This is a genomic window from Paenibacillus sp. MT86 (genome assembly GCF_058792535.1).
Genome location: NZ_CM179499.1, coordinates 4,922,073 through 4,935,875, shown reverse-complemented (window position 1 = coordinate 4,935,875; position 13,803 = coordinate 4,922,073). Strand labels below are relative to the sequence as shown.

Below are 13,803 nucleotides of genomic sequence, written 5' to 3'. Positions count from 1 at the left end.
TAGCCTATGAAAATGACGAGACATCCGAACAATCCGATCGTCGTTCCAGGAACGTACGAATGGCGTAAAGTCACCGTATTCAATCCTGCGGTTATTATAGACAACGGGAAGTTTTACATGATTGAGCGAACCGCAGGCTCGCTAACGCCTTGCAAGAATGTTTTGGGACTGCTGGAGAGCGAAGACGGGGTGAATTTTACGCACGTGAAAGACGAGCCGATCGTGACGCCTGACATGCTGGGCTTTCCATATGGAAGCGTCCAGGACCCGCGGATTGTCAAAATTGACGGGACGTACTATCTAAACTATGCCCTTAGGCCATGCGCCATGAGTTACTATCCGACGGGAGCGGGGATACCGGAGCGGTCGATACCCAAATATCCGGACGGCTGGGGGGAGGAGGAGGGCCACTGGCTCACTCGCTCTTCGATCGTGAAGTCGGACAATCTGATCGACTGGGAGTTCGTTGCCGATACGACACCGCTCGATATCAATGACCGCGACAACATTTTGTTCCCTGAGAAGATTAACGGAAAGTATGTATTGCTGCGCCGTCCGGAGGAATACGTGGGTGCAGCTTACGGAACGGACAGCGCGGCGATATGGATTACGTACTCCGAGGATCTGGTTCATTGGGAAGAGCCGAAACTTCTGGCCAAAGCCGAGAATCCGGCGTGGGAATCCAGGAAAATCGGCGGAGCCACGCCGCCTGTGCGAACCGATAAAGGCTGGCTGGTCCTTTACCACGGCGTTGATGATCAGGTCGTTTACCGTGTTGGGGCGATGCTTCTTGACCTGAACAACCCTGAGAAGGTCATAGCAAGAACGAAGAATTACATTATGGAACCGGAAACCTATTACGAGAAATTCGGTTATCAAATTCCGAATGTGGTGTTCCCGACAGGAAACGTGGTCAAAGACGGTCTGCTCTATATCTATTATGGTGTGACCGACACAGCAATTGCACTGGCTACCGTGCCGGTCGATGAGCTGGTTGAGCATATCTTGAACGAACCGCAGTGAGTGAAGTAGAAGCATCCGGGCCCTTTCGAGACAAGTTCTCCTAAAGGGCCCTTCTGTTATATATCCAGCCTATTCGAACGATGTTGTTTGCGGTACTGACCGGGCGTAAGCCCGGTTTCTTTCTTGAATTTGCGGATGAAATTGGGTGCATCCAGGTAGCCCACCTGTTCGATGATTTCCTTCAGGGGAGCGCTTGTCGTCACAAGCAGCCGAATGACTTCCTCCGTACGCCTCTTCCAGATATACTGCGAGAAACTGATCCCGGTCTTCTCTTTGAAGCTGCGGCTTAAGTAAGAGGTAGAGACGGAAAATTTAAGGGCAACATGCTCCAGGCTGAGCGTATAGTCCGCAAACTGCTGATTTACATAATGTACGATATCATCGATCAGTTTTGGCGCTGCTTGCTCATGGTTCCGTTCAACCTTCTCGCAAACCTCTGTCGTGAGCGACAACAGCTTGTCCTCAAATTCTTCCAGCGTCTCAAACGACGTATAGTCCGAGATGCTGCTGAATGCTTCGTTCATTCCAACCTCAGAGGCGGACCGAAGCAGCGCGTTCAGCAGATCGAAGCAAATGCAGCGCAGCAGATGAATTTGCAGCGGTTCGCTGCGGATGGTCTCCATCATCTCGGCGATCATCTGCACAGCCACCGACTCGTTGCCTTGCTTTAGGCTTTGCTCCAGCTTGAGCAGCGACTTTCTTGGAAGCCATACGCCTTTGGCGACAGGATGATTCTGCTCTGCCAACTGGTCGAAATAGGTGATCCGGCTGCTGCCGACCATTCGGTGCTCGAGTGCGGTTGCGGCTTCGATGAAGGATTGGTTCAGCTGCCCCAAATCCCGGTAGGGCGTACCTACGCCCATGCTCGGATCGAGCCGAGTGTTCTCGGAGATCAATCCCTGGACCGCGCGAATGATCTGCTCCATCCGGAGCTTCAGCGAATCTTGACCAGGGTCAGGAAGCGATACGATCAGCGCAAATTGATTATCGGCTGAGAATTCAACGCCATAGATATTCGCTTGAAGCCCTGATGGTTCAACATGGCTGAAAATTTCATGCACCTGCTGACGATCCTTCTGGACGACTTCCTCGGCCGCATCGTTTTCTTCCCAGGACAGAATCACACAGAAATAAATGACTTGTTCTTGGGGAGATTCCAGTCCGACTCCGGCGATCATTCGCTCGATTTCGGGATCATCCGGCTTTCCGTGCTTCAGCAGAAGCAGCATGCATTGGTTGCGCACGAAGGGCTCCTGCATATCGATCCGGGTGCTGTAATCGTGAAGGGTCTGACGAATCCATTCCCATTCATTGCGCGTTTTGGGCTCTGGGGAATCGCTAACTCTGAGCTTGGCGAATTCCATCAAATCCTTAATCGGGTGATATTGGCGTCTAGCCAGCACAAAAGCGGCAAGCACTCCGGTTATGACGGCGATGCCAAACACCAGCAGAATGAGCGTCTGTACATGAGCGACCCGGCTGAAGAACTGGTAGCTTGGCATGATGGTCATATAGTTCCATCCATTCTCCCCGGATTTGACGGATACGACGGAATACTTGTCATTATTCAGGGAGAGATTGTGTATGCCGGCATCAAGCGCAGCCAATGTCCCGAGATGCTCTTGAGACAGGGTTACGCCGTGATTGCTCGCTGTAAGCACTTCATCATTTTGATTGAGAATGTAGCTGCTCCCGGTGAAATCGCTAAGAATGGAATCCATGACCCCGGTAAGATTGGACTCTTTTACCATATAAACAACGCTCCCGTACGGATAGGGGGCATTGGGCTTGATCGGTACGATGATGGTCAGCATCGTCTCCTGCCTGGAGCTGTTGATCGTTACATTCTCGGCCGGCCGTATTACCATCTGATTCGTTTCGTTCAGCGCAAGTGTGACATCTTCCAGACTCCAATTCTCATAACGGTAGAAGGAATCAAACGCAACGTTAACATTCGTCAGGCCGCGGTAAGAGTAGATAATCGGGTCGTTATGATAGTATAAGAAGATGTCTTCAATGATGCTGCTGTTTGCCTTATAGTTGGCCAAAGCTTGTATGGCTTCCACTCTGTAATAATCATCACGGACCATATAAGGGGTTAAGCGTCTGTCGTAAGCGATTCGGCCTGAAAGCTCCCGAAGCTCCGCGATACGGGAGTCGATGGTCATTGACACCTGGTTCAATTGATTGATGTTGGATTGTTCAATCTCGGTACGAAGCCCGCTGACAGCGCTATCATAAACAAACAACGTTACCCCCGTCAGGGGAATCAGGAATATCAGAATATAAGACAGAACGTATTTTAAGAGCAGCTTCGACTTAAAATGATTCCAGTTTATTCGGAAAGTGAAAGTGGATACGATGAATGATTTGAGGTTGTGAATGGTCATTTTGGGTGAGTCCTCCATTGCATTCTTTTCATGTCGTGTGAAAATCCGATTTCATCAACAAGGATAGGGTTATTTGAAACATTATATCATTATAATGATTGTTCGGAGAAATATTAAGTAAATTCATCATCATTATTCATTACATGACATGACATAACTCGTAGTTTTCATAGTTTCACGGCTTCAATCCAACTCAGTCAGATTTCGATCATCTTCGCTTTATAGGAAGATTTTGTTATGATAGGGACAAGAAAAAAATGGGAGTGGGAAGCTGTGGACAAAAAGGCGAAAAAGGTTTTACTTCAAACGTTCTGGTCATCCAGCGGCTGGAAAAGCAGTCCTTTGCCGTTCGTTGGCGAGGACTTTGATTACGCAAAGAGCATGAGGCTGATGTTCGACCCCATCACCATCGGACATGATGAGCTGATCCAGCGGCTTCATAGCTTACATAAGACGGTTACTAAAGAAAGGGCTGCTGCCGCATTTCTGCACAGTCTGTCCACGAGACAAGTGCATCTGCGAAGCGCGCTTTCCAGTTGGGCGCTTACATCGCGCCTGCCTCTGCATCAGTACGAAGAACGACGCTCGGCCATGCCGAATTACAGCAGCTGCAGAGATTGTAACCATGCCGGGCTCCAGTCCGACCGGAATTACGTGAATGCCGACCTGAACGTGCTGAATTTCGAACGGGTCAAATGGGGAGGCATCCGCTTGAATCAGCTTCTCTACTGCTGGCTCGATCTGGAGCTGTTGAGCCATGAGGAGGGCCTGACGGTGGACGAGGAGGATATCGCCATTCTGAGGAAGCTGATGACAGCCGTCGACGGATGCGCCGAATCAGAAAGCCCGCGTCATCTTGAGAAGCGCTTGAAGGATGTTCTGCCTTCAAGCAAGCATGAACGAGACGTGCTGATGGAAATTCTGGGATATGCCGGCGTGCTGGTTCCGAAGGATACGCCCCGCACGCGTCCGAGAAGGGACGACGATTTCTTCTCGATGTCGGAGTGGCAGGGAAGCGACGGATATTCCACTGAAGCGCTGCAGTTTTATTTCGGCGAATATCTGTAGACCGCGCTGCATCATTATAGGTTACAGAATACGTACCGGTTTAGGAGTTTAAGGGAGGGTTAGAATGGAGCCGCAATATCATACGCTGTATGATCACGGAGTGCTGCCTTATACGAGGGAAAGCTTGGACGTCCTGGGAATGCACGATAAGACGGTGGAAACGCTTGTGCATCGGGGAATGCCGGTCTTTGATCCGCAGGAGCCACCGTTGGGTCTTCTGTTTCATGAAGCGTTACCGCTACAGGATATTCATGGAGCCTATATCGCGATCGGAAGGGAGATCTGGAGCGAAGGGCTGCATGTCGCGATCCAAAAGGATACAGGGGGAGTGTGGGCAGTAACGGAGGGCGGTACACAGAAACCGACCTACATAAACGCCTCCATCGACAGCCTGCTCGCCTTTATGGACCGTGTGCTTCGATTCAAACAGCAAACGGAGCGCTTGCAGCCTGATCCACCTCCCATGATTTTGACGGCAGAACAATTTCGCGAGAAACTTGAGAAGTTCAGAAGAGGAGAGATCAAGCCGGGAACCCGTCCGGACGCCTCGCAGGCTCAGCACGAGTGGAAGTCAGCCTTCGAACAAATGAAGCGGGAGCTGAAAGAGATGGATCTCCCTGCTGTACGTTCCTCTTCATGGTGGGGAAATGTGCTGGAGGAAATGAAGGATCGTTTGAGGTAGCCGATGAGCATTTATTGACGGGATGGGAGGATGAACGTTGGGCTTTCATGACACGTACAGATTTGGTGTGCATGCCATCATATTGAACGCTGACGGCAAGCTGCTCTTATTAAAACGGACCTATGGGAATAAGGGATGGAGTTTGCCCGGGGGCGGGGTGGATTCCGGCGAAACGATCCATGAAGCGATTTTTCGCGAATGCCGCGAAGAACTGGGCCTTACCCTGCAAGATGCGGTCTTGACCGGATTTTATTATCACAGTCATATCAACGCGCAGGTCGGCATATTCCGCTGTTCGATCCCGCTTCACGAGGAAATCGTGCTCAGCTCCGAGCATTCGGAATACAAATGGGCCGAGTTGTCGGAGCTGAGCGAGGTTCAGCGGTTAAGGGCCCAGGATGCATTGGCTTATCAAGGAGAAGTCAAAAGCCGGGCGTTTTAGCATTCATCCTGTTCTTTTAAAAACCGGATTACCGTTACTGTCCGATGCACAACATCAGGGTTACGCTTACGAACTCTGTTGACGATGTTCCATCCGAAGCGGCAGAGGTTGCATCCACAAAGACATCCAGCATATAAAAAAAGAGGCTAACCGTGAGAGCGGTTAGCCTCTTTGATTTCAGTAAAACCGGGTTACCTGCTTATGTCCTGAGATCATGGCATGTGGATAAAACCCTTACTCCTTCAAAGAGCCAATCAGCAGCCCTTTTATGAAATACCGCTGCAGGAACGGATAGAACAGCACCACCGGACCGATCGTCAGAATGGCGGTGGCCATCTTCACCGATTCTTGCGGCAGCGTCTGGCTGCCGAGGATGGCACCGCTGCTCTGCATCTGCTGAATCATGCTGATCTCGGAGTTCAGCTTAAACAGCAGGTATTGAAGGGGATACAACTTCTCGTTGTCCACCAGCATGATGGCGTTGAACCAGTTGTTCCAGTAGGCAATGCCGTAGAACAGCGTAATCGTGGCCAGAACGGGCATGCAGAGCGGAAAGTAGATCCGGAACGCGATATAGAAGTCGCTCGCGCCGTCGATCTTGGCCGCCTCCGTCAGGGAAGGCGGAATTTGGGACATGTAGTTGCGCACAAGAAACAGGTTGAACGGATTGAACACCAGGGACGGTATGATCAGGGCCCAGATGGTGTTGTTCATGCCGAGATTCAGGTTGATCAGATACCAGGGCACCAGGCCCGTGTTAAACACCATCGTAATGAAAAAGAACAATCCGAGCCCGTTGCGGTAACGGATATGCTTGGCGGCCAGCGTATATCCGGCCATGGACGTGATGGTGACCGCAAGGATCGTGCCGACGACCGTCACGATGATCGAGATCATGTAACTCCGGTACAGCGGCGTGCTGCCGAACAGGAGCAGCTTGTAGGCATCCAGCGACAGCTCGCTCGGAAACAGCTGGTAGCCGAATTGTTTAATGCTGGCTTCGTCGGTAAAGGACACCATGAGTACAAGTAGCATCGGCAGGATGCAGAGGATGGAGATGATGCCGATCAGGACGGTGTTTACGGCATCGAAAAATTTGGGTCTGGACGTCATCTAAGTTTCGCTCCTTTCCGAGTGGTTCCGGCACGCTTTAGAACAAGGCATGGTCCGGATTCACCTTTTTCACGATTTTGTTGCTGCCCCATACAAGAATAAAGCCGACCACGGATTGATACAGTCCGACGGCCATCGCCTGAGCCGGATTCCCGATGGTGCGAAGGGAACGGAACACATACGTGTCAATAACGTCGACGGTCGGATACAGCAGTCCGTTGTCCTTCACGATGGCGTAGATCATGTCGAAGCTACCGTACATGATTTTGCCCAAGGCCAGCAGGGTCAGGATGGATATGGTCGGCAGCATGAGTGGAATCGTAATGTGACGAATGAGCTGCCAGCGGGTTGCACCGTCGATCCGGCCGGCTTCGTAATAACTGTCATCGATTCCCGTAATGGCAGCCAGGTAGATGACGAGGTTCATCCCGAGGTCCTTCCACACCGCCGCGGTCGTAAGAATCCACGTCCAGTACTGTGGCGAGGCGTACCAGTTGACGGGATCAATATGGAAGAACGCCAGGATCCGGTTCAGGATGCCGTAATCGGTCGACAGCAAGCTATAGATGATGTAGCTGACGATGACCCAGGACAAGAAATGCGGGAAAAGAATGGTGGATTGCGTCACCCTCGAGAACCAGCGGCTGCGCAGTTCATTGAACAGAATGGCCAACGCCATGGCTCCGAGCGTGCCGACAATGATGAATAGAAAATTGAGCTTCAAGGTGTTGAAGGTGACCTCCCATGCCCGGGGCGACGAGAAGAAGAACTTGAAATTGTCAAAGCCGACCCAGGCGGAATTGAAGAGTCCTGTCTTGAAGTTGAATTTCTGAAACGCAATGAGCATGTACGGAAGCGTGAAATAACCGAAGACCAGCGTATAGATGGCAGCCGGTACGACGAGCAGATAGGCGGATCCGTTCGAACGGATTTCGCTCAGGAAGCCGGAGCGGCTTTTTTTCATGAGTAGGCACGTCCTTTCGTAAGTGATGTGGGCTGCAAGCGTAGCAGTTCTGATTCGAGTGTAAAGAGAGTTGCCGCGTGCAGTAAACTATGAAAATGGAGTTTGAGCGGATTGAAAGGGGGAACGCCTGCTTTAAAAAACGGCAAAAACTTCGAATTTGAGTATTTCGCACAGTGTCGCCAGGATTGAATAATAACCGAAAAAGCTTGGTATTATAAGGGGTTTAGCCGATGAAGTCTATGAAGAGGAGTTTGGGGAGGAAAATAAAGAATGCGTTTTCATATTGATGTATGCCCTGAGCAAATGTAAGATGAGAATAAAATATCGATCCGTTCCAAGCGATCGGATGGCTAGGCAACCCTATTAAATTAACATGTATATTACATATAATGTTAGTAATTTTCATGAATGATAAGATCTCAGTTGACTATACAGACCGAATGATAAGGAGGGAGAATATGATCCGGCAGCGATTATTCCGTTATGCGGTGTACCGAAATATGTTTCTCAGCTTTGTTTTGCTCACGGCAGCCATGATTGCCCTTGTAACCGTCGTCCTGTACATGATGTTCTCCTGGAGCACCGCGAAGGAGGTAGGGAAAATATCCGAGTCGATGCTGAAGCAGAACAGCGCCGTATCCAGCGTCATCCGCGACCAAGTGTATAACGTGGGCAACCTTTTGCTCAGCGATAAGGAGATCGTGAACGCCCTATTGGACAAAGAGGCCGATCCGGTGAAACAGTATGGCGTGTTCGGCACCCTTAACCGGGTCCAGTCCACCTATCCGTTCATCCATTCGATCGGGATCTATAACGGCTCGAATAACACGTATCTGAATACGAAGGGGATTACCAAGGAGCAGGAGAAGGCGCTGCTGGAGGAGATCAACAGCAAGAATACATCTTATTTTCACCTGTTTCCGCGCAAGATTTCTTCCGCCACTTCGGCGAACCGGAGCGAAGATGTTCTGACTTTCGTCCTCCTTCCGAGCTATTATTCGCCGTTAAGCTCCAAGGGCGCGATCGTGATCAATATGAGTACCGACACCATCCAGGATCTGATCGGAGGCTACCGCAACGAAGCGGTGGATTCGCTGCACGTCATTGACGACAAGGGAACCATCATCACCCATTCGGATCGGTCCCGGTTCATGGAGGATGTATCGCAGGAATCCTATGTCCAGTCCATTCTGGGAACGGGCGCGGAAAGCGGTTACTTCACCCGCTCCATCGACGGCCGCAAAAGCCTCGTTACCTACGTCAAATCCAGGGATATGAACTGGACGTTTATCAGCGTAAGCCAATATCAAAATCTGTTGTTCAACATGCAGGCCCTCCGAACGTCGGCGCTGGTTCTCGCTTTGGCATGCTTCGTCGTCAGCATGTTCTTGTCGATCTGGCTGACGCATCATGCGTACAACCCGATCCGCCACCTGCTGGAGAAAATGAGCGCCATACCGAAAATGAAGGAAAACCGGCGGCAAATCAACGAATTTGCCATATTGGATACAACCTATGCCGAAATGACGGAGAAAATGAAGTCGATGGAGTCCGAGGCTTCCGTCGCCAGGCAGGCGCATGTGCTGCAGCTGCTGAAAGGCGGCGACGAGACGGCATTCCGCCGTTTGGCCCGGGAAGGCAAGGGGCCTTATTTCTTGGCGGCTGTCCTTCTGCTCGACAGCTTAGACGGCTCGCCCGGGGGCGAGGACGAGGAGCTGCAGTCCTATACCTGCGCAGCCGTCGCCCAGGCGGCCCAGCAGATGCTGGAACCGGAGGGAGCGAGCGTGGCAATGGTGGGGGACGGGACCATTGCGATCATTCTCCCCATGAAGCAGAGCCGGCTTCCGCTCCATGTATTGGGCATGCTGGAGGAGCTGCAGGGCGAGATGCTCCGCACGCTCCGCGTGTCCGTCACCGTCGGCATCGGAACTGCCGCGCAGACGTACGAGGAGCTGCGCGAATCGTTCGATTGCGCGCAGTCCTGCTTCCAGCAGCGCTTCTTCGCAGGCAAGGGCAGGATGTTCCATGGCGATCCGGTCATCGCCGCGGAGTCGGAGCATACCGAGGCGCAGTATCCGGACAAGCGGGAGAAGCGCATCATCGAGGCCATCAAGCTGCAGCAGCAGGATAAATTGGAGAAGGAAATCGATCAGTGGATTAAGGAAATTCGCGATTACAACTATCATGAAGTCATGTTTTTCATCAACCAGTTCATCGTGGGTCTGTACAAGCAGCTCAATGTCCATACGGTGAAAAATCGGGAAAGCGCGGATCTCTTCCTTGACTTTACCCGGCGGATTACCCGTTTTCAGACGCTGCAGGAAACCGCGGATGCCCTGAAGGATCTTGCCCTTAGGCTCTGCAGCCTGTCCGAGGAATCGGGAGCGGTCCGGCATGCGGAGGTAGTTGATTTTATCCAGATGTACGTACGCAAGCATTATGCAAGGCCGGATATGTCGCTCGAGCAGGTCGCGGGCGAGGTGAAGCTGTCCCGCAGCTATGTCGGCAAGCTCTTCAAGGCGCATTGCGAGCTGTCGTTCAACGATTACCTGAATGCCGTTCGACTGGAAAAGGCCCGAGAGCTCCTCGCAAGCACCGAGGAGTCGGTTCAATCGATCAGCGAGCAGGTGGGCATTCTGAATACGACCTATTTCTATACGCTGTTTAAAAAGCACTACCAGATCTCCCCGGCCCAGTTCCGAAGCCAGCATGCGATCGAGACGAAAAAAGCGCAATGACGGGCATTTTCAATGTTTTAAAATGGCGAAAATCATCATTTTGAAGTATACGCCATCCCTAATGTCTCCTTAAGATAGGAATCGTATCGCATAACGAAACCAAATGAAGACAGGGGGAGACACACATGAAAAAAAGGAAAGCGCTAGCACTATGGCTAGCCGCGATATTTATGGTATCCGTAATCGCAGGCTGCTCCGGCGGGGGTGATGCCGGCGGCGAGAACGGATCGGCGAGCGGCGAGAACGGCGGAGGGGACAAGCTGCCGGTCCGGTATCTGCTTCCGGGCTCCGCGCCGCAGGATTTGGAAACGGCGGTTAAAGCGATCAACGAGAAGCTGGAGGCCGACGGTCTGAACCTCACGTATGAACCGACTTACATCGCGTGGGACGTATGGGATCAGAAGACCAACCTCATGATGTCGACGGGCGAGGAGTTCGAGCTGATTGCCATCATGCACGATACAAAAGGACCGACGGTGCTTGCCGGCAGCGGCGGAATCATTCCGATCGACGATCTGCTGGATCAGTATGGCAGCGAGCTGAAAGCTTCCATGCCGGACTGGATCTGGGAGTCGTCGAAAATCAACGGCAAGATCACGTACGTGCCGAATTTCTGGGCGGATACCGCTTATAACGATGGCATGTTCACGATCCGCACCGATCTGCTCGAGAAAAACGGTCTGAAGCCACCGACATCGCCTGGGGAGCTGCTGGATGCGGCGGAGACGCTGCAGAAGAACTGGCCGCAGGACAACAAGAACGTGTATATCAAGATGCTGGAAGAGCCTGCCTACTTCCTGCATACGACGTACGACACCTATCCGTTTACCGTGGCGGACAACATGATATACATCGATCAGCAGGGGAACGTGAAGTCCTGGTTTGAAACCGAGGAGTTCAAAAAAGACGTGTTGTACATGAACGAGGCATACAAGCGCGGGCTGATCATGAGTGATCTGCTTACGACACCGACGGAGGTCATCAATCAGGAGGAGCTGGCCGGGCGTTATCTGTATCGACCGGGCGACGTCGGTTTGAGCGACGCCATTCTTCAAACATTCCCGGACGCGAAGCTGGATATTTACTATTTGGCGGACCAGCCGAAATTCAGATCCTACGCGATCCGGAATTCCAACGGGATCTCGGCTACGTCTCCGCATCCGGAGGCCGGCATTCAATTTTTGAATTGGGTGTACAGCAGCCAGGAGAACATGGATCTCGTACAGAGTGGCGTGAAGGACGTCCATTGGAAGGATACCGGCAAGAATACGAAGGATTATCTGGCCAAGAACGAGAACGGTTCTCCGGCTTATGAGCTTCCGTACTGGCTGCTAGGCCACGTCGAGATGAACCGTTACCCGACGAATACAGATCCTGCGCGGCTGGAGCGCCGTACGACGGTTGCGGACGATGCCGTGAACAGCATCACGATCGGCTTCACCTTCGATCCGGCAAACGTCGCTTCCCAGTACGCGAATTGCATCGCAGAGCTGAAGACCAGCGTCTATCCGGTCATGCATGGGGTCGTTAAATACGAGGACGCCTACGATAAAATGCTGGCCGCGATGAAGTCCGCCGGTCTCGATGAAGTCGTGGAGGAATATAAACGGCAATTCGATGAGTGGAGAGCCGGTCAGTCGTAAGTGCAGGCACACTAACGGCTAAGAAACATTGGAACAGGGCAATCCTTTACCCGGTTTGATAACCGGGGAGGGGTTGCTTTTTTTCTTGCGTCACCATGGAGCGTTCTGTGAGGAGTACAGAGGGAATTCCAAGGAGACTCCAAGGGGATTCGAAAGTGATCAACGTTACCGTTTAGGACTTCAATTCTCCGATATTGGCCAAAATCAAAGTTTTCTCTTAAAAGTAAAGTGTTCAAGACAGGGATTCCCGGGCTAGAGTAAAGGTCATATGAAGCCTTGAGACTGCTCAAAGAGTTAGAAGCGAAAGTCTTTATTAAGGCTGGCCGCACGGCAAAAGCCGTGCAGAATAAGGAGGACGTAGTTCATGACCAAGCAAACACAAGCCATCTGGGAAGGCTGGCAATGGTTTACGGAAAGCCGGTACGGCATGTTTATTCATTTCGGGCCTTATGCCCAATACGGGCGCGGCGAGCAGGTTCTGTTCCGGGAGCATTTGGACCAGGCCGAATACGCGCGGAAGGCCTGCGAGTGGAATCCGGAGTTCTTTGACGCCGAGCTTTGGGCGTACACTGCGCGCAAGGCGGGGATGAGATATGCCTGCTTAACAACGCGGCATCATGACGGATATTGCTTGTGGGATACGGCCACGACGGATTATTCCAGCGCGAAGCAGGCGCCCGGCAGGGATCTGGTGCGCGAGTTTACCGATGCGTTCCGGGCCCAAGGACTTCGGGTTGGCTTATATTATTCCTGGATCGATTGGCGGATTCCGGCTTACTTCGACGGACCGGAGAAGGATCCCGAGGGCTGGGAGACGATGAAGCAGTATTTGCATGCCCAAGTGGAAGAGCTGGTCACGAAATACGGGCGCATCGATCATTTCTTTTTTGACGGGGTCTGGCCGCGAACCGCGGAGGACCTGGACAGCATCAAGCTGGTGGAGCGGATGAAGTCGTTTCAGCCGGACATCCTGGTGAACAACCGTCTTGGGCTGTCCGAGGAGGAGAAGCTGCATGCGGACGGCGGCGGCGGCTCGGGCGATTCCGAGGTGCTGGGCGATTTCGGCTCGCCGGAGCATGTCATCGTCCCGGATCAGAAGCGGCTGTGGGAATCCAGCCAGGTCACCACGTGGAGGCTGTGGGGGTACACGAACGGCGAACGATGGCGTCCGGCCGACGTTCTGCTCGACATGCTGTGCGAGTGCGCGGAAAAAGGGGGGACCGTGGGCGGCAATCTGCTGCTTAACGTCGGACCGCAGCCCGACGGACAGCTTCCGCCGGCGTTCGTGGAGCGGGCGCTGAAGATCGGGGAGTGGCTGGACGTTCACGGCGAGGCCATCTACGGCTCCGACGGCGGGAACCTCACGGAATTCATCACCTACGGGCGGCAGACGATGAAAGACAACAAGCTGTATCTCATCATCCGCTTCTGGGATGGGAGGCCGGTGCTGAGGCTGGCGGATCTGGTGACGCCGGTATCACGGGTGACGCTGCTGACAACGGGGCAGGAGCTGTCGTTCCGACAGGAAGGCGACGTGCTGTGGATCGAAGGGCTGCCGCGGGAACGTCCGACCGAGCTCTTCCCGGTCATCCGCATCGAATGCGAGGAGCGGCCGCAGACCAATCCATGGGGAGTGAACCGCCTTTGGACCGGCGACCCTTCCCGGATCGCCGACTGGGCGCGAACGCGCGGTACATCCGTATACGTCGACGGCCAGCCGCGGACAAGAAAGGAGTAGGC

10 protein-coding genes are annotated in these 13,803 nt (G+C 52.8%); 7 read left to right on the top strand and 3 right to left on the bottom strand.

Going from position 1 to position 13,803, the window contains the following annotated elements; genetic code table 11:
- The first annotated feature begins 6 nt into the window (after positions 1 to 6).
- Positions 7 to 1,023, top strand: coding sequence for a glycoside hydrolase family 130 protein (locus tag AC3RCL_RS22175; protein WP_096775959.1), 1,017 nt, complete (start codon positions 7 to 9; stop codon positions 1,021 to 1,023).
- A 56-nt stretch (positions 1,024 to 1,079) separates the two neighbouring features.
- Here AC3RCL_RS22175 and AC3RCL_RS22170 read toward each other — a convergent pair whose 3' ends face one another.
- Positions 1,080 to 3,413 (bottom strand): helix-turn-helix domain-containing protein, encoded by a 2,334-nt coding sequence (locus tag AC3RCL_RS22170; protein WP_492532016.1) that lies wholly within the window; start codon positions 3,411 to 3,413, stop codon positions 1,080 to 1,082.
- 273 nt (positions 3,414 to 3,686) lie between these two features.
- Between AC3RCL_RS22170 and AC3RCL_RS22165 the strand changes: the two genes are divergently transcribed.
- From AC3RCL_RS22165 to AC3RCL_RS22155, 3 genes are all read left to right on the top strand, one after another.
- The gene (locus AC3RCL_RS22165) at positions 3,687 to 4,481 is read left to right on the top strand and encodes a hypothetical protein (protein ID WP_492536434.1); all 795 of its coding nucleotides are present in this window, start codon (positions 3,687 to 3,689) and stop codon (positions 4,479 to 4,481) included.
- A 64-nt stretch (positions 4,482 to 4,545) separates the two neighbouring features.
- Positions 4,546 to 5,163 (top strand): SUKH-4 family immunity protein, encoded by a 618-nt coding sequence (locus tag AC3RCL_RS22160; protein WP_452520387.1) that lies wholly within the window; start codon positions 4,546 to 4,548, stop codon positions 5,161 to 5,163.
- A gap of 37 nt (positions 5,164 to 5,200) precedes the next feature.
- Positions 5,201 to 5,605: an NUDIX hydrolase gene (locus tag AC3RCL_RS22155; RefSeq protein WP_009589775.1), complete on the top strand. Its 405-nt coding sequence runs from the start codon at positions 5,201 to 5,203 to the stop codon at positions 5,603 to 5,605.
- Positions 5,606 to 5,839: 234 nt separating this feature from the next.
- Here the strand turns inward: AC3RCL_RS22155 and AC3RCL_RS22150 are convergent, their stop codons facing one another.
- Both AC3RCL_RS22150 and AC3RCL_RS22145 read right to left on the bottom strand, forming a co-directional pair.
- A complete protein-coding gene (locus tag AC3RCL_RS22150; protein ID WP_492532013.1) occupies positions 5,840 to 6,718 on the bottom strand; it encodes a carbohydrate ABC transporter permease in 879 nt (292 codons plus the stop codon).
- 37 nt (positions 6,719 to 6,755) lie between these two features.
- On the bottom strand, positions 6,756 to 7,682 hold the full coding sequence (locus AC3RCL_RS22145; protein WP_076325245.1) for an ABC transporter permease: 927 nt from the start codon (positions 7,680 to 7,682) through the stop codon (positions 6,756 to 6,758).
- A 458-nt stretch (positions 7,683 to 8,140) separates the two neighbouring features.
- Here AC3RCL_RS22145 and AC3RCL_RS22140 point away from each other — a divergent pair, with 458 nt between their 5' ends.
- The 3 genes from AC3RCL_RS22140 to AC3RCL_RS22130 all read left to right on the top strand — a co-directional run bounded on the left by AC3RCL_RS22140 (position 8,141) and on the right by AC3RCL_RS22130 (position 13,801).
- Positions 8,141 to 10,420 carry a helix-turn-helix domain-containing protein gene (locus AC3RCL_RS22140; RefSeq protein ID WP_492532011.1) on the top strand — a complete coding sequence of 760 codons (2,280 nt, stop codon included), beginning with the start codon at positions 8,141 to 8,143 and terminating at the stop codon, positions 10,418 to 10,420.
- Positions 10,421 to 10,545: 125 nt separating this feature from the next.
- Complete coding sequence (locus AC3RCL_RS22135) at positions 10,546 to 12,063, top strand: DUF3502 domain-containing protein (protein WP_076325243.1); 1,518 nt, start codon at positions 10,546 to 10,548, stop codon at positions 12,061 to 12,063.
- Between the two features lie 364 nt (positions 12,064 to 12,427).
- Positions 12,428 to 13,801, top strand: a complete 1,374-nt coding sequence (locus AC3RCL_RS22130; RefSeq protein WP_492532008.1) for an alpha-L-fucosidase — start codon at positions 12,428 to 12,430, stop codon at positions 13,799 to 13,801.
- Positions 13,802 to 13,803: the final 2 nt, after the last annotated feature.

Coding starts and splice junctions, on each gene's coding strand:
- AC3RCL_RS22175 (WP_096775959.1), top strand. CDS start 7: ATGAAAATGACGAGACATCCGAACAATCCGATCGTCGTTCCAGGAACG.
- AC3RCL_RS22170 (WP_492532016.1), bottom strand. CDS start 3,413: ATGACCATTCACAACCTCAAATCATTCATCGTATCCACTTTCACTTTC.
- AC3RCL_RS22160 (WP_452520387.1), top strand. CDS start 4,546: ATGGAGCCGCAATATCATACGCTGTATGATCACGGAGTGCTGCCTTAT.
- AC3RCL_RS22150 (WP_492532013.1), bottom strand. CDS start 6,718: ATGACGTCCAGACCCAAATTTTTCGATGCCGTAAACACCGTCCTGATC.
- AC3RCL_RS22145 (WP_076325245.1), bottom strand. CDS start 7,682: ATGAAAAAAAGCCGCTCCGGCTTCCTGAGCGAAATCCGTTCGAACGGA.
- AC3RCL_RS22140 (WP_492532011.1), top strand. CDS start 8,141: ATGATCCGGCAGCGATTATTCCGTTATGCGGTGTACCGAAATATGTTT.
- AC3RCL_RS22135 (WP_076325243.1), top strand. CDS start 10,546: ATGAAAAAAAGGAAAGCGCTAGCACTATGGCTAGCCGCGATATTTATG.
- AC3RCL_RS22130 (WP_492532008.1), top strand. CDS start 12,428: ATGACCAAGCAAACACAAGCCATCTGGGAAGGCTGGCAATGGTTTACG.